At 58.2% G+C, this 25,787-nt stretch carries 21 protein-coding genes; 8 read left to right on the top strand and 13 right to left on the bottom strand.

All coding sequences use genetic code 11. The features are described from left to right. Positions 1-291: 291 nt before the first annotated feature. The 6 genes from KFS80_RS08560 to KFS80_RS08535 are packed head-to-tail and all read right to left on the bottom strand — an operon-like array spanning position 292 to position 5,717. Positions 292-2,235: a response regulator gene (locus tag KFS80_RS08560; RefSeq protein WP_212544526.1), complete on the bottom strand. Its 1,944-nt coding sequence runs from the start codon at positions 2,233-2,235 to the stop codon at positions 292-294. Then, complete coding sequence (locus KFS80_RS08555) at positions 2,225-3,100, bottom strand: sensor histidine kinase (protein ID WP_053120878.1); 876 nt, start codon at positions 3,098-3,100, stop codon at positions 2,225-2,227. The genes KFS80_RS08560 and KFS80_RS08555 overlap by 11 nt, the downstream gene beginning before the upstream one ends. Beyond that, positions 3,093-4,103: an ATP-binding protein gene (locus KFS80_RS08550; protein WP_212544734.1), complete on the bottom strand. Its 1,011-nt coding sequence runs from the start codon at positions 4,101-4,103 to the stop codon at positions 3,093-3,095. Before KFS80_RS08550 ends, KFS80_RS08555 begins: the two co-directional genes overlap by 8 nt. Further along, the gene (locus KFS80_RS08545) at positions 4,100-4,504 is read right to left on the bottom strand and encodes an anti-sigma regulatory factor (protein ID WP_008084828.1); all 405 of its coding nucleotides are present in this window, start codon (positions 4,502-4,504) and stop codon (positions 4,100-4,102) included. The genes KFS80_RS08550 and KFS80_RS08545 overlap by 4 nt, the downstream gene beginning before the upstream one ends. Next, a complete protein-coding gene (locus tag KFS80_RS08540) occupies positions 4,501-4,863 on the bottom strand; it encodes an STAS domain-containing protein (protein WP_034155679.1) in 363 nt (120 codons plus the stop codon). Before KFS80_RS08540 ends, KFS80_RS08545 begins: the two co-directional genes overlap by 4 nt. A gap of 2 nt (positions 4,864-4,865) precedes the next feature. After that, positions 4,866-5,717, bottom strand: coding sequence for an STAS domain-containing protein (locus tag KFS80_RS08535; protein ID WP_053120876.1), 852 nt, complete (start codon positions 5,715-5,717; stop codon positions 4,866-4,868). A gap of 252 nt (positions 5,718-5,969) precedes the next feature. Between KFS80_RS08535 and KFS80_RS08530 the strand changes: the two genes are divergently transcribed. Next, positions 5,970-6,239, top strand: coding sequence for a hypothetical protein (locus KFS80_RS08530; protein WP_053120874.1), 270 nt, complete (start codon positions 5,970-5,972; stop codon positions 6,237-6,239). Between the two features lie 301 nt (positions 6,240-6,540). Here KFS80_RS08530 and KFS80_RS08525 read toward each other — a convergent pair whose 3' ends face one another. After that, positions 6,541-7,062 (bottom strand): DUF4142 domain-containing protein, encoded by a 522-nt coding sequence (locus tag KFS80_RS08525; RefSeq protein ID WP_212544525.1) that lies wholly within the window; start codon positions 7,060-7,062, stop codon positions 6,541-6,543. Positions 7,063-7,268: 206 nt separating this feature from the next. On the opposite strand from KFS80_RS08525, the gene KFS80_RS08520 reads away from it, so the two are divergent. Further along, positions 7,269-7,511 (top strand): HP1242/YdcH family protein, encoded by a 243-nt coding sequence (locus KFS80_RS08520; RefSeq protein ID WP_053120870.1) that lies wholly within the window; start codon positions 7,269-7,271, stop codon positions 7,509-7,511. 109 nt (positions 7,512-7,620) lie between these two features. Continuing rightward, complete coding sequence (locus tag KFS80_RS08515; protein WP_212544524.1) at positions 7,621-7,785, top strand: hypothetical protein; 165 nt, start codon at positions 7,621-7,623, stop codon at positions 7,783-7,785. Positions 7,786-7,893: 108 nt separating this feature from the next. Here the strand turns inward: KFS80_RS08515 and KFS80_RS08510 are convergent, their stop codons facing one another. The 4 genes from KFS80_RS08510 to KFS80_RS08495 form a co-directional block, all read right to left on the bottom strand. Then, positions 7,894-8,976 (bottom strand): SMP-30/gluconolactonase/LRE family protein, encoded by a 1,083-nt coding sequence (locus tag KFS80_RS08510; RefSeq protein ID WP_212544523.1) that lies wholly within the window; start codon positions 8,974-8,976, stop codon positions 7,894-7,896. Beyond that, positions 8,973-10,118 (bottom strand): sterol desaturase/SRPBCC family protein, encoded by a 1,146-nt coding sequence (locus tag KFS80_RS08505; protein ID WP_212544522.1) that lies wholly within the window; start codon positions 10,116-10,118, stop codon positions 8,973-8,975. The genes KFS80_RS08510 and KFS80_RS08505 overlap by 4 nt, the downstream gene beginning before the upstream one ends. A 110-nt stretch (positions 10,119-10,228) precedes the next feature. Further along, positions 10,229-11,092 carry a LysR family transcriptional regulator gene (locus KFS80_RS08500; protein ID WP_212544521.1) on the bottom strand — a complete coding sequence of 288 codons (864 nt, stop codon included), beginning with the start codon at positions 11,090-11,092 and terminating at the stop codon, positions 10,229-10,231. A gap of 241 nt (positions 11,093-11,333) precedes the next feature. Continuing rightward, positions 11,334-13,046, bottom strand: coding sequence for a hydrogenase maturation protein (locus KFS80_RS08495; protein ID WP_212544520.1), 1,713 nt, complete (start codon positions 13,044-13,046; stop codon positions 11,334-11,336). A 408-nt stretch (positions 13,047-13,454) separates the two neighbouring features. Here KFS80_RS08495 and KFS80_RS08490 point away from each other — a divergent pair, with 408 nt between their 5' ends. Beyond that, positions 13,455-13,931 carry an antitoxin Xre/MbcA/ParS toxin-binding domain-containing protein gene (locus KFS80_RS08490; protein WP_212544519.1) on the top strand — a complete coding sequence of 159 codons (477 nt, stop codon included), beginning with the start codon at positions 13,455-13,457 and terminating at the stop codon, positions 13,929-13,931. After that, entirely contained in the window at positions 13,928-14,431 is a 504-nt protein-coding gene (locus KFS80_RS08485) for an RES family NAD+ phosphorylase (protein WP_053120862.1), read from the top strand. Before KFS80_RS08490 ends, KFS80_RS08485 begins: the two co-directional genes overlap by 4 nt. Positions 14,432-14,503: 72 nt before the next feature. Here the strand turns inward: KFS80_RS08485 and KFS80_RS08480 are convergent, their stop codons facing one another. Together KFS80_RS08480 and KFS80_RS08475 are read right to left on the bottom strand one after the other, a co-directional pair. Continuing rightward, entirely contained in the window at positions 14,504-14,821 is a 318-nt protein-coding gene (locus tag KFS80_RS08480) for an SCP2 sterol-binding domain-containing protein (RefSeq protein ID WP_053120860.1), read from the bottom strand. A 64-nt stretch (positions 14,822-14,885) separates the two neighbouring features. Next, on the bottom strand, positions 14,886-15,596 hold the full coding sequence (locus KFS80_RS08475; protein ID WP_212544518.1) for a histidine phosphatase family protein: 711 nt from the start codon (positions 15,594-15,596) through the stop codon (positions 14,886-14,888). A gap of 204 nt (positions 15,597-15,800) precedes the next feature. On the opposite strand from KFS80_RS08475, the gene sohB reads away from it, so the two are divergent. The 3 genes from sohB (at position 15,801) to KFS80_RS08460 (ending at position 25,726) form a co-directional block, all read left to right on the top strand. Then, positions 15,801-16,832 carry a protease SohB gene (sohB, locus tag KFS80_RS08470; protein WP_053120855.1) on the top strand — a complete coding sequence of 344 codons (1,032 nt, stop codon included), beginning with the start codon at positions 15,801-15,803 and terminating at the stop codon, positions 16,830-16,832. A gap of 207 nt (positions 16,833-17,039) precedes the next feature. Continuing rightward, positions 17,040-20,897, top strand: a complete 3,858-nt coding sequence (locus tag KFS80_RS08465; RefSeq protein WP_212544517.1) for a dermonecrotic toxin domain-containing protein — start codon at positions 17,040-17,042, stop codon at positions 20,895-20,897. After that, positions 20,894-25,726, top strand: a complete 4,833-nt coding sequence (locus tag KFS80_RS08460; protein ID WP_212544516.1) for a dermonecrotic toxin domain-containing protein — start codon at positions 20,894-20,896, stop codon at positions 25,724-25,726. The genes KFS80_RS08465 and KFS80_RS08460 overlap by 4 nt, the downstream gene beginning before the upstream one ends. Positions 25,727-25,787 lie beyond the last annotated feature (61 nt).

Below are 25,787 nucleotides of genomic sequence, written 5' to 3'. Positions count from 1 at the left end.
TGAAAAACCGCTTTCGCGAGCAAGCCCGCTCCCACATTTGATGTGTGAAAGTCTGTGAGCACTCAGCTACTCAGGCGCCGTCGAGGGTGCGGCTTACTTTGTCGAGCAGTTCGTTGATCTTCCACAGGTTTTGGCGTTGTATGCGGAATATCTGTCCACACAAAACAACTGTGGGAGCGGGCTTGCTCGCGAATGCGGTGGATCAGTCAATTCAGATATCGACTGAAAAGCCGCTTTCGCGCGCAAGCCCGCTCCCACATTGGTTGGTGTTAAGCCCGTAAACTCAGCTACTCAGGCGCCGTCGAGGGTGCGGCGGACTTTGTCGAGCAGTTCGCTGATCTGGAATGGTTTGACCAGCATGTCCATGCCAGTCCCGAGAAACACCTGCCGATTGATCGCCGTTTCCGCATACCCGGTCATGAACAGAATCGGCAAACCCTCACGCCAGCCCCGCGCCACGTCCGCCAGTTCCCGCCCGCTCATGCGCGGTAAGCCGACATCAGTCAGCAGCAGATTGATCGACCCATCGTTCTGCAATCGCTCCAGCGCCGTTTCGATATCCGCCGCCTGCGTACAGCGATAACCAGCATCCTCCAGCACCTCAGTGACAAACATCCGCACCGACGGCATGTCCTCGACGATCAGCACATGCTCACCGGTGCCCTGCGGATCGACCACCGGCGCCGGAATGTCAGCACCGGTCGGATCGCTGGTCGCCGGCAACATGATTGTCACTTCGGTACCACGTCGCGCCACGCTGCGAATGTGCGCATCGCCGCCGGACTGGCGGGCGAAACCGTAAATCGTCGACAGCCCCAACCCCGTGCCCTGGCCCAGCGGTTTGGTGGTGAAGAACGGATCGAAGACCTTGTCGATCACGTTGTGCTCGATGCCCGTGCCGTCATCGCGCACCGATAGGGCGACGTAAGCGCCATCGGCCAGATTCGGATCGCCATGGGAATAAGCGGCGTAAGTGTTGACCCAGACATTGCCGCCCGAAGGCAGCGCATCGCGGGCGTTGATCACCAGATTGAGCACCGCACTTTCCAGTTGCACCGGGTCGACCAGCGCGATCGCCGGTTTGCTGGTCAGCTCAAGCTTGAGGTTGATGCGTTCGCCGATGGTGCGGGTCAGCAGTTCTTCCAGCGAACGCACATGCTCGTTGATGTCCACCGGCCGCGTGTCCAGCGGTTGCTGACGGGCGAAGGCCAGCAAGCGATGGGTGAGGGCGGCGGCGCTCATTGCCGAGCTGAGTGCCGCTTTGGCGTAGAACTGCACTTTTTCCGGTCGATCGTCAGCCACGCGTTTCTGAATCAGTTCCAGGCTGGTGATAATACCGGTCAGCAGGTTGTTGAAGTCGTGGGCGATGCCGCCGGTGAGTTTGCCCAGCGCATCCATTTTCTGCACTTGCAGCAGTTGCGATTCGGCGCGCGCGCGTTCGGCAACTTCCTTGGCCAGTTGCGTGGTGGTGTCATCCAGTCGCGCCAGGTGCGAGCGTTCGCGATGACGGTGTTCGGTGACGTCTTCGACGAACACCAGGCTCAGCTCCGGCGTGCGGTACGGCGAAATCTGCCATTCAGTCTCGCGAAGCTCACCGAGCACGCGCATGTTCAGCGTGCCTTTCCAGCGCTCGCCATCGACCAGGCGCAGGCGCAGTTCGTTGAGGATTGCGCTTTGATCGTCGGCGAAGCATTCGCGCAGGGTTTGCGGATCCTGATTGTCGAGAATCAGTTGGGCGAAGGCGTGATTACATTCATGCACTTTCAAATGCGCATCAAGCACCGCAATCGGCGCCGAGACGTTGGCGAAAATCTCGCGGAACCGCGCCTCGCTCTCACGCAGGGCGTTTTCGGTGTCGCGTACTCGCAGCAGTGTGCGCAGGGTCGCGAGCAACACGTCCGGGTCGACCGGGTGAATCAAGTAAGCATCGGCGCCGGCGTCGAGACCGGTGATGATGTCGCCGGTCTGAATCGAGGCGGCGGACACGTGGATCACTGGCAGCAACGCGGTGCGCGCATCGGCACGCAAGATGCGCACAATGTCGAAACCGCTCATGTCCGGCAGGTTGACGTCGAGGATCAGCGCATCCAGCGGTTCGCTCTCGATCAGCGCCAGCCCGTCAGTCCCGGTGCCGGCCTCCAGCACTTGGTAGTCGTGGCGTTCCAGACGCCGGCGCAGGGCGTAGCGGGTGGCGACGTTGTCGTCGACGATCAACAGGCGGATGTCACGTTTCATCGACGTTCTCCAGAGCGATCGCCAGTGGAATGATCACGAAGAAGGTCGAACCGACCCCCGGCGTGCTTTCCAGTCCGACTTCACCGCCCAGCAGGGCCGCGAAGCGTTTGCACAGCGACAGGCCCAGCCCGGTGCCGCGCAGACGTTTCTGCAACGGCGAGTCGACCTGGGAAAAGTCCTCGAACAATGCGCCATGCAGCTCGGCAGCGATACCAATACCGGTGTCGCTGACGGCAAAACGTACTTTGTCGATGCCTTCCAGCCGCGCCGACACCCGCACTTCGCCACGGGTGGTGAACTTCAGCGAGTTGGAAATGAAGTTGCGCAGGATCTGCGCGAGTTTCTTGTCATCGGTATACAGCCGTGGCAGGCCGACCGGTTCTTCGAAAATCAGATCGACCGCCGAAGCATCGACAATCGGCCGGAACATCCCGCGCAGTGCCGAGAACAGGTCGAACATGTCGAACCACGCCGGCGAAATAGTGATGCGCCCGGCCTCGATTTTCGCCAGATCGAGCAAGTCATCGACCATGTCGCTGAGCTCGCGGGCGGCAGTGCTGACGAACGCCACCTGTTTGTGCTGCTCAGGGCTGAGCGGGCCGTCGAGTTCATCGGCGAGCAGGCTGTTGATGCTCAGGATAGAGCCCAGCGGCGTGCGGAACTCGTGGCTCATGTACGACAGAAAACGGCTCTTCAAGTCCGAGGCCTGGCGTAGCTCCTCAGCCTGAATATCGAGTTCGGCGTACAGGGCCAGCACGCCCTGGTTGGTTTCATCAAGCTCTTCGCGCAGGGCCGCGGTTTCGCTCTGCAATTGCGCAATCAGCGCGGCCTGTTCGGCGCTGTTGAGAATCGGCGACTCAGCCATGGGCGGCCTCCAGGGCAACGACCAGCACCGTTACATCGTCGCGCCCGCGACAGAAGTCGCGGTGCAGGACGCTGGCTATCACGGCGGGATGGCGGTGCACCAGGCCGGGGTAGTCTTGAAGGTTCCAACGGGACTGCAAGCCGTCGCTGTACATGATCAATAGATGTCCGTTCACGTGAGCATAGTCAAAGGGTCGGGCTTTCCGGTATTGCACGCCAACAATGCCTGGGTGCGAGGCCAGCCCGCGGGATTTGTCGGCGGAGATCAGGCTGGCGCCAATGTTGCCGACGCCGGCAAAAGTCAGAGTGTCGCGCAGCGCGTTGAACTGGGTAAACGCAACAGCGCCGCCACGGCTGCCGATCATGTCGCGATGCATGTCCTCCATCAGCATGACCGGTTCGGCGAACGGCGTCAGGGCAAAGGTTTCGGCGCCTGCAAAGCCGGCGCGTTCGGCTTCTTCGCCATGGCCCAGACCGTCGATGATCAACGCACTGATGTTGCCGTCCTCATAGGCCAGGTGCCAGACGTCACCACACGCGGGATCGTTGTGCAGCGAGTGCTGGCTGACACCGAAGCGAATGTCGGGCGCCCGGTCAGCGCGCGGATACAGTCGCGCCAACAGCACGGCGCCACGGTTATCGGCGTAGACATCAAACACTTCGGCCTGGCGGGAAATCGAGCCGAGACCGATGCCTTGGGTGCCGCCGGTGGAGAAGCCGTCGGCCAGACAAGCCTCCAGATCAAAACCCTGGGCGCGATCCACGGCGAGCATTTCGATGCCGAAACCATCAGGGCGCGGCAACACCCGCAGGTGCATTTCACCGTGGCTGGCGTGCTTGAGTATGTTGCTGGCCAACTCTGTCGCCACCAGTGCAACACGCCCCGCATCGCGTTCATCGAAGCCATGCCGTTCGGCCAATTGCTGCGCGGTACGCCGTGCGTAGCCGATCTGGCTGCTGTCTTCAATTGGCAGCACCTGGGTCAGGCTGGAGCGGATATTCATGTCCATCGGGTAATCGTTATTCGAGTGCCTTTGCCGGGTTCGGTGTCGAGTTCGAACTCTTCTACCAGTCGTTTAGCGCCGGTCAGGCCCAGCCCCATGCCGCTGCCGGAGGTCCAGCCATCGGTCATCGCCAGTTTCAAGTCGGGAATGCCGGGGCCTTCATCGCGAAACGTCAGACGCAGGCCGACCTTGTGATCCTCGTCGAGAATCTGCCAGTCCATGTCGCCGCCACCACCGTAGACCATGGTGTTACGCGCCAGCTCGCTGACCGCCGTGACCATTTTGGTCAGGTCGATCAGGCGCATGCCGCACTCGGTGGCGAGCTTGCGCGCGGTCTGACGCGCGAGTACCACGTCTTGCTCGATATGGATCGGTTGAGTACCGCTACTGCGCACGGTCATTGTTGCAATACTCGTTCTCGCAGCAGTTTCATCCCTCGCTCGACGTTCAGCGCGGTGCTTACGCCGGGCAAAGTCATGCCGAGTTCAACCAGGGTAATCGCGACGGCGGGCTGCATGCCGACCAACACGGTTTCGGCGTCCATGATTTTCGACAGGCCGGAAATCGTGCCGATCATCCGGCCGATGAACGAGTCGACCATGTCCAGCGCCGAGATGTCGATCAACACCCCGCGCGCCGAGGTTTTGCTGATGCGTTCGGACAAATCGTCCTGCAGGGTGAGGGCGAGTTGGTCATGCATGTCGACCTGAATGGTCACCAGCAGAAAGTCGCCCATCTGAAGAATCGGGATACGTTCCATGCTTAAGCCGTCTTGACGAGGCTGATACCCAGACGGGTCAGGGCCAGTTTCAACGCGTCTGCCAGGTTGGCTTTGGTGACCACGCCTTGCAGGTCGAGGCCAAGGTGGACGATGGTTTGCGCGATTTGCGGACGCACGCCGCTGATGATGCAGTCAGCGCCCATCAGACGAATCGCGGTGACGGTTTTCAGCAGGTGTTGCGCAACCAGGGTGTCGACCGTCGGCACGCCGGTGATGTCGATGATGGCGATTTCCGAACCGGTGTCGACAATGCGTTGCAGCAGCGATTCCATCACCACTTGCGTGCGTTGCGAATCGAGCGTGCCGATCATCGGCAGCGCCAAAACGCCGTCCCACAGCTTGACCACCGGAGTCGACAGTTCCAGCAATTCTTCCTGCTGACGCTTGATCACCGCTTCACGGGATTTCTGGAAGGTGCGGATGGTGTGCATGCCGAACGCGTCGAGCAGCTCGGAGATTTCCCAGAGTTGTTCGGCGAGCAGCGCCGGTTGTTCTTTGTAGTGAGCTTGCAGCAGGTTAAACAGCGGGCCTTTGAGGGCGAAAATGAAGCTGGCGGTTTGCTGCGAATCCTGGCCGAGCAGGGCGCGACTGTGCGAGAGCTTTTCGAGGAACTGGCGCGTGGCTTCCCAGCCCGGCGTGGCGATGTTGGTGCCGTTGTCGTTCTCGAGACCGCTGACCACCAGTTGCAGAAATTCGGAGGTTTGTTGCTGCAGGTCGTGTTCTTTCAGATTGCGCGTGGAACCGCTGGCTTGCAGGCCGTTGATCCATTCGCTCAGCAGTTGCGTTTGCTTGTTTTTCATCGCATCGAGTGTGCTGTTCTGCAGTGCTGCCATGTGCCTGTTGCTCCGTAACGAATTTGGGGCCGATTCGATAAAAATTGATCGGCGCGAAGACATCGACATTTGCCGTTCTAAATAGTTGTTCGATCCCGCCAGGATATTTTTGATCTGGCGCAACGAACGCCCCGGTAACTCTAGTCGGCGTGACGGGGAGTGGAGATGTTTTGAACGTTGACGTGGTGCAGGCTTCGAATCTTCAAGGCCCGGCTGGTTTCAGTCGCGCTTGCTTTGACGAACGAGGTGATTATGAACGAGCAAACCAATCCGCAACAGAATCAATCCTCCGAACCGATCAACCGTAACGATCCGGCAATCGATCCGCAAGTGCCGGGGCAGCCTGCGCCGACGCAGCAGCAGGGTGAGGACGGCCAGGCGCAAAGCGCCGATCCGGCGGTGGATCAGAAGAACAAGCATACGGACAATGACAACGAGTTCAGCCCGGGGTTTGAGCCTAAGCCGGATCGGGCAGAACCGGGGGAGGAGACGGATGCGGATATTGATACGGATGGGGGTTGAGGTTGGCTGAATTTGATGAAGACCGCATCTTTTGGATGCGGTTTTTTTTCGCTTGGATTTGGTGGTGGGGCTTAAATCGATCCCCCTCACCCCAGCCCTCTCCCCCAAGGGGTAGAGGGGGAAGGGAGCCGATCTTTGTGTTGTTCAAAATCTGAGTTCGACTCTGGATTTCGATACTTGAACCTGAGTTAGCGTCTGGATCATGAGTTCGATGCAGACCTTCCAGGTCGACGTACCTCGAACATTCAACTCGGTAGGCCCCCTCTACCTGCGGGAGAGGGCTGGGGTGAGGGTAAAGCTTCTACTTGCTAGGATGCTTGGCCTGCAGCTCTTTCGCCGCCGCCAGATGTTTCTCCAACCCCGGCAACATTTTCTGCGCAAACGCCTTCAATTCAGTCGCGCCCTTGACCTTGTCATCCGTCACGGTATTCGCCTGTTTCTTGAACAGCTCAATGGTCTCTTCGTGCGCCTTCACCTGATTGTTGGCGTAGGCCGCATCAAACGACTCATCACGCATGTCGAGGATTTTTTCCTTGGCCTGTTTGACCAGCGTCGTGGTGTCCGGCACTTCGATATCGTGGGCCTTGGCAATGCTCGCCAGCTCATCGTTAGCCTTGCCATGGTCAGTGATCATCATGTTGGCAAACGCTTTGATGTCGGCCGATGAGCTCTTTTCCAAGGCCAGGCGACTCGCTTCGATTTCAGCGATACCACCGGCGGCGGCGTTATCGACGAAGTCATTGTCGGTCGCGGCGAAAGCGCTGCCCATACCGGTGCTCAAAGCGACAGCCAAAAACAGATGACGCAAGTTGAATCCGTCCATTGGTGTATCTCCACGCAGGTTTTTGTTGGTGATACTCAATGGAGGCAGCGCGGCGTTTAAAGGTTTTATCGCATTTGCGACAGGGCGACGAACGGGCACCGCTGGTCTGACAGGTGGTCGACAGAACGCCCCAACCGAGGCCATTCTGGTAACTGGCCAGCGCAATCGGTCGCGCGGGCCAGCCGATCAATTGACGGAGGTGTTCCATGCCGGTGACTCATGACTTGTTACAGGATTTGAAGCTTACGAAGGAAGAGATCCAGCAAAAACGCACCGCGGATCCACATCTGGACGCACTGATCAACAAGTATTCCCAGGCAGACGCCGATGTAGTCAAGGCCGAGACGGCGACCTCGGATGCGCCCAGCGATGACACGCTGAAAAAACTCAAAGAGAAACGCTTGCAGGTCAAAGACAAGATTGTCGAGCAATTGCAGGCGCGATCCTGAAGGCGGGTTGGTCCGTCGACCATCGGTTGCGGATTGACTGGAACGACAGCCCCGACCGGCACCTCGAATGTTCAGAGTCTTCAATCATCGACTCTTTGCGAGGTGCCTTATGAACGATCCCAAATTCCCCAGTGAAGAGCAGGGCGCTTTTGACCCGGTTCCGACGCATCCTGAGCCGAATAGCCCGGCGCATACGACGGTCAATCCGGAAGAGCTGGATGAGGATTTGCCGGAAGACGAAGATCCCGACAAATTCGATAAATCCAGTAACTGACTGACGCCTTCGCGGGCAAGCCTTGCTCCTACAGATGATTGCATTTCAACTGTAGGAGCAAGGCTTGCCCGCGAAGGCGTCGTTCAATTCAACATCAATCCACCAGATTCACTTAAGGGCCCCATCCAACGACATCCGCGCCATATGCGTCGCCTTCAACGACCCAAAATACAACCACCGCCCATACTCCCTAACCGTGGTAATCGGCGAATAATTGCCATCGCTGGCATCCTGCAAATTGGCAATCACCTTGCCGTCCAGATCCAGCCCCAGCACAAATCCGCGCTTGTCCACCGGCGCCGGCACCAGCTTCAACGCCCGTACAATCATCTTGCGCAGAAATGGATGCCCCGCCGTGGCGTCCAGCAGCGTATTGCGCGGCGCATACAGCGCTACCCAAAACCGGTCACGGCCATTGAACGCGAGGTTGTCCGGCAACCCCGGCAGATTTTCGATAAACAGGTCGTGAGTGCCGGCTTTCGGCCCGGTCAGCCAATAGCGGCTGATGCGATAAGCCCCGGTTTCATTGACCAGCACATAGGCGTCATCCGGGCCGAGGGTCACGCCGTTGGCGAACTCCAGTTTGTCGAGCAGCACGCTGGTCTTGCCGGTTTGAAAGTCATAACGCAGCAAACGCCCATCGCCGCCGTGCTCGATGATCGCCTCGCCGTCATGGCCGTAACCCCAGCGGCTGGAGGCATCGCTGAAGTAGGCGAAATGCCCGGGCGCATCGATCGCCACGTCATCGGTGAAACCGAAGGCCAGGCCATTGGCGGCGGTGGTCAGCGGGATCAATTGCCCTTGCGCATCCAGCGACAGCAAGCCTTTCACCCCGTCGGCAATGACCAGCATGCCGTTCGGATGCCGAGCCAATCCCAGCGGACGCCCGCCGGTATCGGCCAGCACTTGGCGCTGCGTGCCATCGAGGCTGGTGCGGATCAGTCGGCCGTCATGCAGGCCGGTGATCAGGAAATCCTCTTCCAGCAGCAGCGCCTCCGGGCCTTCGATGTCGCTCGGCCCGACTTGCGCTGCGCCCTTGAGTTTCTGGTTCTCGGCGTAGGGGCCTTCTTTCAGCGATGGCGCAGGCTGCGGCGACCAGGCGACCGGTTCGATTTTGGTCGGCATCAGCAGTAAATATCCGATGACGATGACGATGACGAGCAGTAACAACACAACGTGCCGCACCTTCACGCGCTGGCCCTCGCCGAAGCCAAGTGCTGAGCAGCCATGTCGCGCAAGGCCAACATCGACGCCGCCGATTCGCGATCAATCCGGCGTTTGAGCAGCAGGTGATTGGCGATGCGCATGCCCAAACCTTCAAAGCGATAATCCAGCGTGCGCACAAACCGCGTGCCGTTACCTTCGGCCGCGCACTCATACGTCAGCAGCAACGACAAGCCATGATCACCTTGAGCCCGCGCGCACCAGCGGCGGCCCGGCAGGTATTCGGTGACTTCCCAGCTCAGATGTCCTGAGCGGCCGCCGGCATGAATATCCTCTTCGAAACGTGAACCGGCATGCAGCGGGCCTTGTGCGCCATCGATCTTCAACGATGACGGATGCCACTCCGGCCAGCGGTTGACGCTGGCGGCGTAGGCGAGCACGGCAATCGGCTCACCGGCGATATCGATCTGATGCTGCAGGCGGGTCATGGGCATTTTTGAATAGCTCAAAGGGGCGGGTTCCGACTCCCAGTAAAGGGTGCCGAACAGGTAGTCCATCAGCGGGAAAACGATATTGAAATTACGTTCCTGCATGCGTTCGCGACGATGATGCAGTTCGTGCAAACGGCGCATCTGCCGGATCCACGGCAAGCGTGTCAGCGGGTTGTTTGGCGGCAGGTGTTCGCAGGCGTGGAACACTTCGTAAGTCAGGTAACCGAGCACCATGCACCCGGCGAAGAGCCCGGCAACGTTGGCGTTCACCTGCGCGATCAGCCACCACAGCGGCAGGGTGATCACCAGCGTGTGAATGACGATCAGCCACGCAGGAAACAGAATCACCCGCCAGTCGCGAGCACTGTCGTAGGTCATGTGGCCGGGGGTGAAGAAACTGTGATGATCGCCGGCATGCCGGGCGTAGAACATTTTCGCGAAGGCTTTTTTATGGTGGCCGAGATGACGATGAACCATGTACACGCCGAAGTTGAACAGCAACAGGCTCAACGGCACGGTGAGCCATTCCAGCGGCCGCACTTGCTGCACGGTGCCCCAGAACCCGGCGATGGCCAGCACGCCGAACAGCAGCACGAAAACCCCGTGCAGCCAAGGGTTGTAGCGCGGATGAATGGCCGCACGATAGCGGCTGCGAAATGCCTCGGTGGTCTGCCTCACTGCGTTCACCTGCGGGTATCGTTGTTATACCCGGCAGCGTAGCCGATCCGGCCATTTGTGCAGGCCGAACCTTGAGGTCACATGCGCCATGCTCCGGTGTAATGCGGCTATCAGCTCAGTGGATTCCAGCGTTGCGACCAGTCGTCATCGGTGTGGATCACCTCGCGCAGCAGATCAAAGGCCTGTTGCAGCGTTGCCGAGTCGCGATCGCGCGAATACACCAGATACGTCGGGTAGCTGAATTCCGGGGCTTTGATCACCGCTTCCAGCGCGCCGCTTTCCAGATACGTGCGAACCACGCGGGTACGGAAATAGCCGCTGCCGCCGTGTTCGAGGATGTATTGCAGGGCCAGGGGGCCGAGGTTAAAGCTCAGCGCAGCTTTGGCTTTTTCCGGCAGGGCAGCGTCGTGCTGACGACGGAAATCCGGCCCCCAGTCGATGTAAACGTAGGGATCGGGACGCTTGGGTGCGCGTACCAGAATCAGTTTCTCTTCCAGCACTTGCTCGACCTGCAGTCCCGGCCAGTATTCCGGCTGATAGACCAGCGCGGCGTCAAGAACGCCGAGTTCGAGCTGCCGCAGCAGGTTTTCACCGTCGCGAATTTCCATGCGCAGGGCATGCCCGGGGATTTTCTCGCGCAGTTCAGCGGCCCAACTGAGCATCAGCGGATTGCACAGGCTGACTTCGCCACCGATGTGCAACACGTTGTGCAGGCCTTCGGGGAGCGGTAGATCACGAAGCGCGGCTTCCCAGGTTTGCACCAGTTGATTGGCATAGACCACGAACGCTTCGCCGTTGGGCGTCAGTTTTGCCCCGGCGCGGTTGCGCACGAACAACGTACTGCCCAGCTGGCTTTCGAGTTTTTGCACGCGGGCGGTGATCGCTGTTTGCGTGACGAACAGCTTCTGCGCAGCGGCGGCGAGACTGCCGTGGCGGACGATTTCGAGAAAGGTGCGAGCGAGGTCGATGTCCATGGGCGGGCCGGTTTGGGAGGTCGGCGTATTGTAAGGGCAAAAGCCCCTCACCCTAACCCTCTCCCGGGGGGAGAGGGGACTGACCGGGGGATATTGAAGACATTCACCGACTTGGCAGTTCGGCTTTGAATCCATAATCGCCCAAATCTTTCAGGTCGACGTATGGCGCCAGACACCTCGGTCAGTTCCCTCTCCCTCGGGGAGAGGGCTAGGGTGAGGGGAAAAGCAGACACCGCCAAAATCAACTGACCACCTCAACGCTGCGAGCCCAATCCGCAACCAACCGCACCGGCGTCCCGCAAACCTTGCGTTTATAAACAAAACTCCGACACTTCTCAGCAAACTGATTGCGATCATGCAGCAGGTCGTCCCGCATCTCTGCCAGCTCACGCTCGCGACATTGCCCAACCAACACATGATCAACCCGCGCCTTGCGCTCGCGCACCGCTGCATAAACCGGATCATGCACAACCGCGTTGGCCCGTTGCAGCAACCACAGCGCAAACTCATCCGGGCAACGCGGGCCGATTTCCTGAACCATGCCGAGTTGCAGGGCCTGCAGCGCACTCACCGGCAAACACGCCTGGGTCAATTGCTCAGCCATCGCCGGGCCGACCGCGCGGGGCAGGCTGTATGTCCAGTATTCCGATCCATACAGACCCATGCTTTTGTAATGCGGATTGAGCACGATGTCCGCCCGGGCGAAAACAATATCCGCCGCCAATGCGAGCATCACGCCACCGGCCCCGGCATTGCCCGTGACACCACTGACCACCCATTGCCGCGCGCTCAGCAACTCCGCGCAGACATCGTCAATCGCCTGAATATTTGCCCACGCCTCAGCGCCCGGATCCTGCGCGGCTTGAATCACGTTCAAATGCACGCCATTGGAAAAGCTGCTGCGCCCGCCCTTGATCAACAGCACCTGCGTATCCCGCGATTTGGCCAGACGCAACGCTTCCAGCAAACGCTGACATTGTTCGGTGCTCATCGCGCCGTTGTAAAACTCGAAGGTCAGCTCACCGACCTTGCCGGATTCGCGATAGCGAATCGGCTGATAAGCCTCGGCGCTGAAGGGTTGGCGGGCAATCGACCAATCCAGTGTTGGCACATCGGCCAATTGATCGATAAGCAAATGCCGCGCCGGCTGCTTGAAGGTTTCCTCGCCGGGCTGCGGTTTGCGTCGCAGTGTGCCGATCCACACGCTGTGATCACCCGTCGCCACCAGCACTGCATCGTCATGGACGGCAATAATTTCGCCGGGCCTGCCGCTGCGTGAATCAAGGTGCGCGTCATACACGTAGAACTGACCACCCGCCAGGCTCGCCAGCACGCCCGGCTGACCATCCGCCGCATCGATGCAGCGTTTGATGAACCGCGCGCAGTCATGCCAGGCGAAGCTACGGTCAGCCTGTTTCATGTTCGGCTGCAAGCGCCCGCGGACTTTCGCGTCGCGATAATCCAGCGCAACCGGCGTGAAACCGTCGACGAATTTTTCCAGCACCTCACGAATGCAAATAATTGCCGCATCGCTGACCCGGCCGTTGTACAGCTCGGACTTGCGCAGGCCCGGCGGCAGGTTGAATTCACAGCTGGCCCAGACCGGGCCGGCGTCCATTTCTTCCACGGCTTGCAGGGCCGTTACGCCCCAGCGCGTCATTTCCTGGGTGATCGCCCAGTCGAGCGCACTGGCGCCTCGATCGCCGACGATGCCGGGATGAATGATCACCACTGGGCGCTCGGGGTTGCTCCACAACGCCTGCGGCACACGATCCTTGAGGAAGGGACAGATCACCAGGTCGGCGCCGCTGTTTTCGATCTGTTCGCACACCGAGTTTTCGTTGGTGAACAGCACGACGCTGGGCGAATGCCCGGCCTGACGCAGTTCCAGCCATGCCCGTTGAGTCAGGCCGTTGAATGCCGATGTCAGCAAAATAATTTTGAGGGGGCGCATGCGTGTTCTTCCTTGAATAGGGGGCGGCCGCAGGCTCTCGGTGAGCCGTCCTTGGCCTTCGATGGAGCGGGAAGATTAAGTGTTGCGAGTGGTATCAGCTGTGATCAGGGTCAACGTTTCCCGATGATTACTGGCGTGCGTGCATATTGACCGCCAGTAACGTCCTACGGATGCCGGAGTGTTTTTCGCAAATATCGGGATATTTCCGACAACTGTTTCAGGTTGGTCGTCGGACGCCTGTTCTATAACATCGAACGTGACATTGAAGTCGCTTACGGCTCGGACGTTCGGGCCCCTGACAACGGATGGATTATGCAAAACATACACGTTGAAAACGACGCAGCGCGTTATCACCCTCGCTATTTTTGGCGCGATGTTCGAGCCAGGTGCCCCTCGGAGGCCAATGCGATGTCCACTGCTAAACCGCTTCGGTTTACGGGGCTGAAGCGGGTCGAAGGCAAACCTGTCGACGTACTCTTGCGCGGCAGGGAGTGGGGTGAAGACCCTATGTTTATCATCCGGTACACGCAGCAAGGTTTTGAACTGCAGGACGTCGTCAATCTGATCGCCACCTCTGAGCTTTACCAGGAGGGTGAGCTTGTTCAGATGATCACCGGCAAATCCATCCGAACCGTGCGGCGCTTGCTCAAAGACAGCAAACCCTTCCTGCTCAGCCAGCAACAAAGCATGGTTGCCTTTCAATATGCCCATGTGCTGGAAGTTGCCACCGAGGTCTTCGACGGTCAGGCGGAGGCCGAAGAATGGTTGCGCAAGCCGACCAAATGGCTCAACGGCTACAAGCGTATTGAACTGGTCGAGAATCCTTTCGGTTATCAAGTGGTCGACGCCTACCTGCACCGGACAAAATACGGGGTTTATCAATGAACCCGCTGCCTTGGGATGATCGCTGGTTTGCCTGGCGTGTCGACCCGGAAGCCTACAAATGCACGTGGAGCAGTGGCATTGGCTCCGAGCGTAAGGGGGGACGCTGGAACCGTCCGGGACGGCGTGTTGTATACGCGTCAGTCGATCCGTCCACGGCCATTCTCGAAGTGGCGGCACACGGCAGTTTTAATCGTCTGGATACAAAACCCCATGTCCTTACGTGCTTTGAGATATCCGATCAGGCTCTGGTTCGGGTCGTCCAGCCGGAAGAATTGCCGAATCCCTACTGGATGAGTCCAGCACGGACGTCACCGAATCAGCAAGATTTTGCCGATGCGTTACTCGCCGAACACCCTTTCTTGCTGGTGCCCTCGGCAGCGACCCGGCATTCATGGAATTTGCTGGTGAGCTGCGAGTTGGCCGAAGGGCAGTTCCGCATGATCTCGCAGGAGCGTTTCGGCCTGGATACCCGATTGTTGGAAGAGTTGGCGCTGAACTGACCATTTCTCCAACTCATGAACGCAAAAATCCCGCCACAAAGGGCGGGATTTTTGTGTCGCTGAACGCTGCTATTAAGCAGGGAACAGTTCGGACAGTTTCATCGACAGCATCATGTCGCCTTCAACGCGCAGCTTGCCGCCCATGAAAGCCTGCATGCCGTCGGTTTCGCCGCTGACGATACCTTTCAGGGTTTCGCTGTCCAGCACCAGCGTGCAGTTGGCGTCCGGGTTTTCGCCTTCCTGGATGTCGCAGGTGCCGTCTTTGACGATCAGCGAGTATTGCTTGTCTTCGTCAGTGATGTTGAAACCGAAGACCAGATCCAGACCGGCAGCAGCGGCTGGGTTGAACTTGGCTTGCATTGCTTTTACGGCATCAGCTACGGAGGTCATGATTCGATCCTTTTTTTGGTCATAGGAGCTGGGTGGTTACAGCAAGGGTCACAGTCATCCGGACTCAGCGAAAAGTGATGAGTTCCGGGGCCTTCAACAGTTGCAGGTGTGCATGACTGTTGAAGGAAGCCAGAGCCACCTCGCGGCCGCGGAATTTCAGCTGGCTGAGCGAGGTGTTGACGATTTGCCAATTCAGTTCGAAGGCCTGTCTGGCAGGCATTTGTGTAATGAGGTGGAGCAGGGCAGTGATGGTGCCGCCGGAAGTGAACACGGCGATTTTCTGGTTTTTGTCCGCCAGATCGAGAATGCGATGCAGCCCGCCCTGAACCCGCTCGACAAACCCCAGCCAGCTTTCCAGCCCCGGCGTGTCGTACGTGCCAGCCAGCCAGCGCTCGATGATCAGGGCAAAAATACGCTGGAACTCGCCACGGTTTTGCGCGGCATTACGCAGGATGTCGATCGCCTCCGGCTCGTCTTCCAGCATCGCCGGGAGCAGGGCGCGGATCACCGCGTCGGCATCGAACTCGTTAAACGCGGCATCGGTTTCCAGCGTTGGCACATTGAGGCCTTTAGCGCTGAACTGCTCCAGTGCGCTGGTGGCCGTGTGTTGCTGACGACGCAGGTCTCCGGCAATGCAACGATCAAAGCTGATCCCCAGTTCAGCGAGGTGCTGACCGAGGATTTCTGCCTGGCGTATACCGGTCGGCGACAGGACGTCGTAGTCGTCTGCACCAAAGGAGGCCTGGCCATGTCGAATCAGATAGATGCTGCCCACGTCCGCGTCATCCCGGTACGTTGAAGGTTTGGCGAGGTTATGAGGATGATGGAGAGCTGTCAATGAAAAAACATACGCTTGTTTGAAATGCCCGTTACAGGCGTGTTGCCAGAGGTTTCACGGCTGGCCGACGGGCCGGTGCATGGGTATGCTGGCGTCATCCCGCGTGTGTTTCGCATCCGCGCATTGTTTTAAGGAGTCTCTGTGGAGTTTTTCACCGAATACGCCAGTTTCCTGGCCAAGACCGTTACTTTGGTGATCGCCATTCTGGTGGTGCTCGCCAGTTTTGCCGCGTTGCGCAGCAAGGGCCGGCGCAAATCGGCCGGTCAGTTGCAGGTCAGCAAGCTCAATGATTTCTATAAGGGCCTGCGTGAACGCCTGGAGCAGACATTGCTCGACAAGGATCAGCTCAAGGCGCTGCGCAAGGGCCAGGCCAAAGCCGAGAAAACCGAGAAGAAGCAGAAGAACAAACCTGACGCCAAAGCGCGGGTGTTTGTGCTGGATTTCGACGGCGATATCAAAGCCTCGGCTACCGAAAGCCTGCGTCATGAAATCACTGCACTATTGACTCTCGCGACACCGAAAGACGAAGTCGTCCTGCGTCTCGAAAGTGGCGGTGGCATGGTGCACAGCTATGGCCTGGCGTCCTCGCAACTGGCGCGTATCCGCGAAGCCGGCGTGCCGCTGACCGTGTGCATCGATAAGGTGGCCGCGAGTGGCGGTTACATGATGGCTTGCATTGGCGAGAAGATCATCAGCGCACCGTTTGCGATCCTCGGCTCGATTGGTGTGGTCGCGCAGTTGCCCAACGTCAACCGGCTGCTGAAGAAGCACGACATCGATTTCGAAGTGCTGACCGCCGGCGAATACAAACGCACCCTGACCGTGTTTGGCGAAAACACCGAAAAGGGCCGCGAGAAATTCCAGGAAGACCTCGACATCACTCACCAACTGTTCAAGAACTTCGTGTCACGCTATCGCCCGCAACTGGCGATCGACGAAGTGGCTACTGGTGAAGTCTGGCTGGGTGTTGCGGCGCTGGATAAGCAACTGGTCGATGAACTCAAGACCAGCGATGAGTACTTGGCAGAACGTGCGAAGAAGTCCGAGGTTTATCACCTGCATTACGCCGAGCGTAAGAGCCTGCAAGAGCGCATCGGCATGGCGGCCAGCGGTTCGGTGGATCGCGTGTTGCTGAGCTGGTGGAGTCGTTTGACCCAACAACGCTTCTGGTAATTAGCGGTTCGTCTGAAAAGATCGCAGCCTGCGGCAGCTCCTACAGATATTCCCATGTAGGAGCTGCCGAAGGCTGCGATCTTTTGATCTTGAACACCCATCCCCCCTAGCGAAATTTCCTCGCCCATCGCGGAAACGTCCTGCATTTTCCTCGCCTCACATCCTTTAGGTTAGTCACTCCTATAGCGATGCAAAGGATTGCAGAGAATGACGGAGAACGCAGAAACCCGCCGCAACAGACACCAACAGTGGGCCCTCAAACTGGAAGCCGTGTTGCCACACAGCGCCACGCGGTTCACCCGTGACTTGATCGAGGATCGATGGGGCAAAGACATTGCCCCGATGACGTCGCAACTGGCCTATCTGCAGTACGATTTTCGTGGTTATCCCGCACTTGAAGGGATTCATCAGGGGCGTCTCACGAGAACCGAAAGTCTGCTTCACGCGGCCATGAGCAATCAGCAAACGGTCGGCGCCGGACGTTTCGGTGAAACGGTATTTGGCCTGTACACCCCGCCCCCGGTGGGGCCGCCTATCAAGGTCGTCGATATTGATGAATCGGCGTTCCCCGAGGGTGGGCATGCGGACTACGAAGGCATCTACCAACAAACCATTCCCCAGCGTTACGAACCGCACACGCAGCTTGCAGTGCAACCCCACGCGTTCAAACGATGGGTGTGGACACTGGAACTCAAGCATCAATACAGCGCTTACGTCGAACAGGCCTGGCCGTCCGACGCCGTTATTGAGACAAACAAAAGCTATCCACTGAAGGCGGCGGTCAAATCTGCCTATGTCATGGCCGCTTACCTGCAGCATCAGGAACAAACGCTTTCCGGTGAAGGCCTGAAACTGGCATTGCACGGAGCCGGTCTGAATCCGCAGCAATCCTGGGACTCGCTCACCCTTGAGCATTTACAAGGGCGCTTTATCGAGCCAAAAGACATCCAGTTCAGCCGGTTGCGCATCTATCGTTATGTCGCGACCGATATCTGGTGCTTCTCGCAACCGGGCCACGCTCGAAGGCTGCTGTATGTCCCAGGCAACTCGTCACCTTTTCAGGAATTCGCCGATGTTCAAGCGATGCGCCACTGGTTGACCGAGGCAGGACGCAATATCGACATGACCAAGGCTTTGGCCGCGCATTTCAGGGAGGACGATCGCGCTGACGGCGTCCTGCACGCCGGCGTGCTCACGGCGCTGCAAGGCATGGCGATGTACCCGCGACAACATCATCTGACCACCACCGCCGGCTTCTTCAACAACGATGGCTACTGGGATCCTTGCGACTACGCCGATCTAGAGAGTGCCCCGGCGGGCACTGACCCATTTGCGCAGATGGTGAAGGCGATGAAACAAGCGGCGCTCGACAGCATTGCCACGATCCGTGACGACGCCGAGGTCAATCGTCAGCAATTGAGCGCAGTGGTCGAGCCGCTGGTGCAGTGGCTCAACCGATACGCGCCGTTGGCGCTTTTGATTCCCGGTGGGGAAGGCTTGCTGACATTGGCCGGCCTGATCGATGCCGGTTACGGTCTTGCCGAGACGGCAAACGCAACAAACTCAACCGAACGCTCGCAGGGCATTACTCGAACCGTATTTGGCGTATTGAACGCGCTGCCGGTGCTGGCAGGGCAATTGATCGCCCACGCAGAACCCTCCGTCGTTAAAAGCCTGCAAGACGAGTCAGTCGTCGCGCGTCAGGCTGCGGAGCAATCTGCCGGGGTAGCCGAGCCCGGCGTAACACCGTCGGTAGAAAAGCCAATTGCCTTGATGCGAGGTATCGGGCCAAGCGTCGAGCAGTTCAGCAACCATGTCTTGCTGCAGATTCGCCATGTCAGTGGCGTGAGCGATGACGCTTTACGTCTGATGCAGACTGACGGCCGAGCACCGACGCCCATTCTGCAGGACACCATCAACCGCTTTGCCATTGATCAAGCGCTGCAAGAGGCCATCGATGCATTTCCTGAAAATTCGGCACAAGCTCAACAGCTGCAACGCGCCCGGACAGAAAGCTTCCATCAGCGTCATGAAGCCCTGCAACAATCGGATAATTCTTGGGTGAGGTTGTTCCGTCAGCAGTATCCGCAGCTTTCGACGAGTGCGGTGGAGCAAATGCTTGATCGTGCAGGCTTGGACATCGCTGCGCCGCATACCCTCGCCGACAGCAAGCGTGTTTTCAGCCAGCTGGCAGATAAGGCTCAACAGTACGAGCAACAATTTCGGCTCTGTCGAGCCTATGAGGGGCTCTATTTGAAGTCCTCAGTCAGTGCTGATTGCGATGTTCTGGTTCTGCATACACTCGAGCGCTTGCCTGGCTGGTCGTCGGCAACGCGAATCGAAGTGCTTGAGAGCGCTGCAGGCTCCAGGGTGATCGATAGCATCGGTACGGTCTCCGCGAGCGTGAAAACGCAATTGATCAAATCACCCGGAATGGCGTTTGAGCAACGCTTGCTCGATGCCCTCTCAATTGAGCAGCGATCGGCGCTGGGTTTGCGCATCGATCATGAACTGGCTGACTTCCAGGCGAAAATCCGTCTGCACGCATTATCACAACCCGCGTTGAGGCTTGGGCTGCGTCGAATGGACACGGGGGCTCCCTTTCATTTCGCCGGGTTACGCGGCGGCGGCTTTCCCGCTACGGCCCAGGACGCAGACTTGTCCATACAGGTGATGAGGCTCCAGGTCAAAGAAATTTACCCGACGGTTTCCGATGCTCAAGCCGACGACTTCCTGCGCGCGCTTGGCTCGGGTGCACAGGTTGAGCTGGATCGATTAAGGCTGCAAATGGGGCAGTTGGGCAACGACATCACCGAATGGATCGAAGACATCCACACGGACATCCATGACATGGAGGTCGAATTACTACCGGAAAGCGAAGGCCTTGCGCAGGGCATGAGTGCTGTCGAAATCGAAGACGAAAATGATGCCCGCATCGAGGCCCGAATGGACAGGGAGCGTGAGATCCGCCACGAGCTGGCCGAAGAGTTGATTGCCCTTTGGCAAGGACGCGGTGACCCTGATAGTCGAGTCTACGAGGATGGCCGATTTGTCGGTTTTCATCTGGGCATGGATTTCGATCCCATGCATAGTTTGCCGCAACTCAACATCAAGTTTCGCGACGTCATCTCGCTGTCGATGCCTTATTTTCGAGTGACTCAGCGGGGCAGTATCAACGGCTTCCTCGAATCTTTCCCAAACCTGCGCTGGCTGGGCATGAGGGGCGTCGATTTACGCCTTTTCAATGAACTGGGCCAGGAGGTTGGCCGATTGCCCCCAGCGATCAGCCAGATGAGCCAACTGGAGATTCTCAATCTGAGTTCAACCGGGTTGGTTCTAACGGACGAGACCGCTGGAAAAATCGCTGAATTGAAGCGACTGCGCATCATCGACCTCAGCGATAACCCACTGGGTGTCACGCCGCTGCTGATGGGCATGCCGCAATTGAATCAGCTCAAGCTGCGCGGCACCGGCCTCACTACGAGCCCCATCGGCATTTTCGACTACCCCTACTTACGGCGTCTGGATCTGCGCGATAACCGGCTTACCCGTATACCCGAAGCCGTGCGCCGACAGTCGGTGGCGGAGGGTAACGTGCTGCTGTCCGGCAACCCGCTAAGTGATCCCGACAGTTTGCGCTGGGTGGTGGAGCATCGTCAGCAAAGCGGTATCAATGTGTGGATGGCCAAGCCGACGCACACGGTTTTTCTGCCGGGTGCATGGACGAAGGGGTTATCGGTCGAGCGCGCAGAACTGTTCAGCGCACGCTGGGAGCGGATAGCGGTCATGCCGGGAGGGGATCGATTCTTTGGCACGCTTGAGTGGATGACCCGTACAGCGGACTTTCTCGTCGACTACGCACCTTTGCAAATTCGTGTCTGGAAGATGATTGAGGAGATGGATACCTCTCCTGCGTTGTGCCGGTATCTGTTCCAGGAAGTGCGATGGTCGCCGCTGGACGGCCATGATCCGTTTGCCAGTTTTACCCGGCTCGAAGAACGAATAGCCACGTTTATTGCGTCATCGGTGAAACGACCAAGGCTTGATGGAGCGGCTTCATCATGAGTACGCCAATGGCAATGACGCTTGAACAACAGGGGGTTTTCTTCGAGTTTTTCAAAAAAATGCAGTGGCCTGCCTGGTTCATCCAGAGTAGTCCGGCACAGCGCAAGGCGCTCTATGACGGATTGATCGCCAGCTTTGCCACCAGGGACGAGGCACGCACCGCCCTGGAGAAACTGCGGGATCCCAACCGGTTTGCCACTGAAAAACTGACCAAGGCGTTGTCGGAAAAAATCAAGGAGCCGCTGGACATCACCGGCGCCGTTTTTCAGCACGTCAGATCCACCTCTAGCCTGTTGGGGCTGAGGAAGAAGCTTGTGCTCCCGATCGCCAGAGACCTGGTGGTGGCCGCGTGCGAGAACTTCACATCGGAGGAAACCCGTGCTGAAAATTACCATGCGCGGTCGCTGATCTACCTCCCCGAGAGCGTTACCGGGCGCGGCAATCGAGTCCTGCCACTGCAGCCTCATGAATTGGCGGTGCTATGCCGCGAGCTTGACCTGGGCAAGCAATATCAACAGCACCTGGAGCAGATCCTCGAGAAAGATCCGCAAACACGCAAAGCCTGCGTGGCCCATTCGCGACGCAGTTTTGAGGTCGATTTGCAGCTCGCGCTCATGAAACAGCACATTTCACCAGACACCCATCAGCGCCTGCGTGAAGCATTACAGCACGGTGAGGCGGCGGGCTTATCTCAAGCGGCATTCAGCCTGCACACCATCAAGCTGCTGGACTGCACGATCTATGGTGTGATGGTTTTGCAACTGAAAACTGCTGACAAGCGCTGTGTGCTCTACCTTCCCGGCGACCCTGAACAGTCCATCCAGGAGTTCTCATCGTTTCAAAAAATGGAAGTGCGGCTCAGCGCCCGCTTACGCCAATCGACGTTCCATCATTACTTTGCACGTTTCGTCGCGTTGGGAGAGCAGGTCGAGTTTCGCAGTCAGTTAAAACAACGGTTGCTTGAACCTTCCGGCGGCTCACCATTGCCCAAAGAGAGCATTTATCTTCCGGTAACTGCCGTGGACATGGAGGGAGACGGTTTACAGGGGCTCTTTCTTCAGCGCCTCGCACTCGTCAAGAGTACCGCTCGCTTGCTGGTGGTACCGACCGACGATGAGGACGAGAAAGAACGCCTGGCCAGGCTCGAAACCTACGAAACGGTCGGCATCGATCTGGCGTTGTTTGCCGCTTCGTTTATCCCGGGGGTGGGCGAAATTCTGATGGCAGTGACCGCTTTTCAGCTGTTGCGTGGCGTCTATCTGGGCATCGACAGCTGGGCACGAGGTGATCAGGAACAGGCGACAGAGTATTTCTTCGACACCACGGAAAACCTGATCCTTGCAGCGGCGCTGGCGGCCGGTCAATTGGTCATTTCATCGGCCTATAGAACAATCAAAGGAACCGGGGTTGTCGCACGGCTACGCGAAGTCAAACTATCCGCTGGCCTCAGGCGATTATGGAACCCGGATCTCGCCCCTTACCGCCAGCGTATGACATTGCCTGACGGGTTGCGTACCGATCAAAGAGGACTGCGCTGGCTTGCCGGGCAGGCCTATTTGCAACTAGGTGCTCATGTGTACGCCGTGCGTCCGCAGATCGACACCGAGATGTGGGAGGTGCAGCCGCCATCTTCCCTTCGGGAGGATTACGCCCCTTTACTTGAAACCAATGACTTTGGTGCCTGGCGACATGATTGCGAGTTACCCCAAGCATGGGATCGCCTGACACTGCTGCGTCGTCTTGGCTACAGCGAGAGCCTGCTGGATGACGCATTGATCATGGATGCCATGACCGCGAGCGGGGTACAGGACGACGAGTTGCGCCAGGCGATCCTTGATCGCCGCCGCCCGCCGGCTGCGCTGATCGATAGTGTGCAACGATTCGATACGGACGTGCAGGTGCGTAGATTTATCGAGCAATTGGGGGCGCTGCCAACGGCGGTGCAGGCTGACTTCGAATTGCAACTGTATCTGCTGACAAGTTTGCAACGATGGCCGCTGCACACGGCACTGAGCATCACTGACGCGACCGGACAGACGTTGAAAAGCTTCGCTGGCGCACAGTCGATTACCCGCTATATCGCCCTGCGCCACGACGCGTTCGCCAAGGGGCACCTTTACCGTGACGTCCTTGCGGCTTTAAGCGAATCCGAGCGCAGCGAGCTGTTATCGACCGTCAGCGCTGAATACGGACAGCAGCAGGCGCTGCAGCAGGTCATGCAGGAACACGCTATCAGCACCAACTACAAACTGTTCGAGCAACTTTACCAACGTAACGCGCCGACATTGAGTCGGGAGTCTGCGCTGCTGGTGGATATGTTCTCCGAGCTGCCTGCGTCTTTTGCCAATGAATTGGTGTGGTATGCAGACGCTCATGAACTGCTCGAACTGGAGGCGGGTCATGTCCCGCTTCGTCAGGCCGAAGAAGCGCGTCGGTATTTGCAGGTGATTCGTGAGATCCGCGCCTTTGAAGGGCTGTATCTGGATGCGGCAGCAACAACGGACACCAACCGTTTAGTGCTGGATGCCCTTGAGCATTCGCCTGGCTGGAAGGATGGCCTCTACGTAGAAATACTCGACGGTACCCGTTCCGATGATGTGGTGGCCGTGCTCGGCAGCGAAGAGGCGCCAGAGCATATGCAACTGCTTGCCCATGGCTACGCTTATGAAGTGTTGAACAAACAGTTCGAACAAGTCGCGCTTCTGCCCGGGCGAACGCGTGAGCATTACTTCGAGGCTCTGTGGCAAGGATTGTCAGCGCAGCGCCGTGAAGCGCTGGGGGTAGCAACAGTCGATGGTGTCACATCGTTGCGACACAAGATTACTGCCACGGCGTTGCGGCGGCGCGAAGTTGCGCATTTAACCCTGAGCAACTCGCCAGTGCGCAGCGGTTACACATCGCCGATGCGCCTGGCGGATCGCGTGCAACCAGAGTCTTTGAGCCGCGCGCACGTCAACGATACGCCACATTCCGATGCGGTTGCGTTGAAACAACGCGCGCAGGAACTTTATCCGACCCATTCCAATGAACAGATCAACGCCTTTTTGCAAAGCCTTGGGGCGGACGAGATGCTGGGCCTCAGAAAGCTGGAACACTTGCGTGTCGAGTTTTTCAACCTGCGAGACATCCTTCAGCGATGGATCATGCGTGAAAGCTGGCACCAGGGGCTGAACGGGCCCCGGATCAAGGTCACGAAACTGGCCAGGTTTCGTGCGGCGATTCAGATCATTCGATGCTGGCGCCGAGAAACGCCGCGGATTCCGATGTCGCAAGAAATCCTTTATGAACTGTCGTTGCCCGAACTGGTGCTCGGCCAGCTTCCGGTTCTGCCGGCAGACTTCAGTCACGTGGGTGCATTGAACATCGCCCATATTGGCGCCGGAGCGGGAATCAGCCAGTTTCTTGCTGGTTTTACCAACGTACGGGAACTGTCTCTGGCAGGTAATGAATTGACACGTTTGCCAGCCGCCATCAGCGGGATGACCAGGCTTGAAACATTGGAGCTGAACGAAAACCGGATTCACCTGACAGAGGAGTCGGCTTCGCAACTGGCCCGGATGAGCTCACTCAAACGTCTGGAGTTGAGCTTCAACCCTGACCTGGGACGCTGTCCCGATGTCTCGCGCCTGCCGTTGCTTGAACATCTGGGATTGCGCGATACCGGGATCAGCACCTGGCCAACGGGCACCGAGGGACTGCCGAAGTTAAGAACACTGGATCTGCGTGACAACCGGATTGTGGAGGTTCCGCAGAACGTATTGGTCAGCACCGATGTATTGAATCAGGGCACCGATATTCGGGGAAATCCGCTTTCCGCTGATTCCTTAACGCGGCTGTCTGCCTATGAGCGCCGCAATCAGATCAACTTCGGACTTCTTTCACTGGGACAAACCGACCTGGTAGCCCGGGTATTGGTGGACGAGTCGATGAGTTCGATCTGGTTGACCGGTGTTACAGGCCCGTTGATGCTAACCCGCCAGCGCTTATGGCGTTCGGTGTTCCTGCAGCCTTATTCCCGGCGTTTCTTCAGTTTGCTGATCCGCTTGCGTTATACCGTTGACTATCGATTGGCATTCACCACGTTACGAGAAAGGGTCTGGGGTGTCATAACCTCGGCGGCGGAGGATGCGGCATTGCGCCGTGCTTTATTTCGCATGGCCGATGCGGATGCAAGAAGCATCGACGATTGCTCGCTGCAATTCAGTGATCTTGCCGTGACGGTTTTATGCTACAGGGCCTTGAACGTTGCGCGACGGGGTGACGTCCAGCTGGAGCGCCAATTTTTGCGTTTGCTACGGGGGCTGTTTCGATTGCGAGCCGTTGAAAAGGAGGCGCACAAAAATATCGTCGCCCGTCAGCTAACAGAAACTTTGACCGCAGAGGATGCGAGACAGGTCAGTTTTGCGTTCCGTTTGGGCTTGGCGCAGCGTCTCGATCTTCTTGGTCAGCCGACGGCGATCAACGAGCGACTGGACGTTGAGGTCACCCAGCAAACGCTCGACCTGGTTTATGAGCAGATCATTCGCGAGGAGCAGAGCGGGGCGTTGCTCGAATCGCTCAAAACCCATCCGATCTGGGTGGAGTACCTGGAGAGGGCTTACCACGAGCCATTCGATGCAATCGACATCAACGCAAAACTTGCCCTGCTCAATCTCGATCGGTTGACGCAGTTAAACCGCGAGCAGCTCTCGGTGCGAATGACGGCGATTACCGAAAACAGCGCCAATTTGCGCAGAGCACTGTTTACCCGTCTGACACAGGCGGCGCTGGATCGCTTCGCTGTTCTCCCGGCACCGATTGATGTACCGACCTTTGACGTAATCGAGTAAGTCTCAGCCTATTCAACGCAAAAAAAATCTGAAACCGGATCAGCTCCGGTTTCAGATTTGG

The sequence above is a fragment of the Pseudomonas rustica genome (assembly GCF_018336155.1).
In the GTDB taxonomy this organism is placed as follows: domain Bacteria; phylum Pseudomonadota; class Gammaproteobacteria; order Pseudomonadales; family Pseudomonadaceae; genus Aquipseudomonas; species Aquipseudomonas rustica.
Note: the sequence above shows the minus strand (reverse complement) of the source record. Positions and strands in the feature narration are given on the sequence as shown.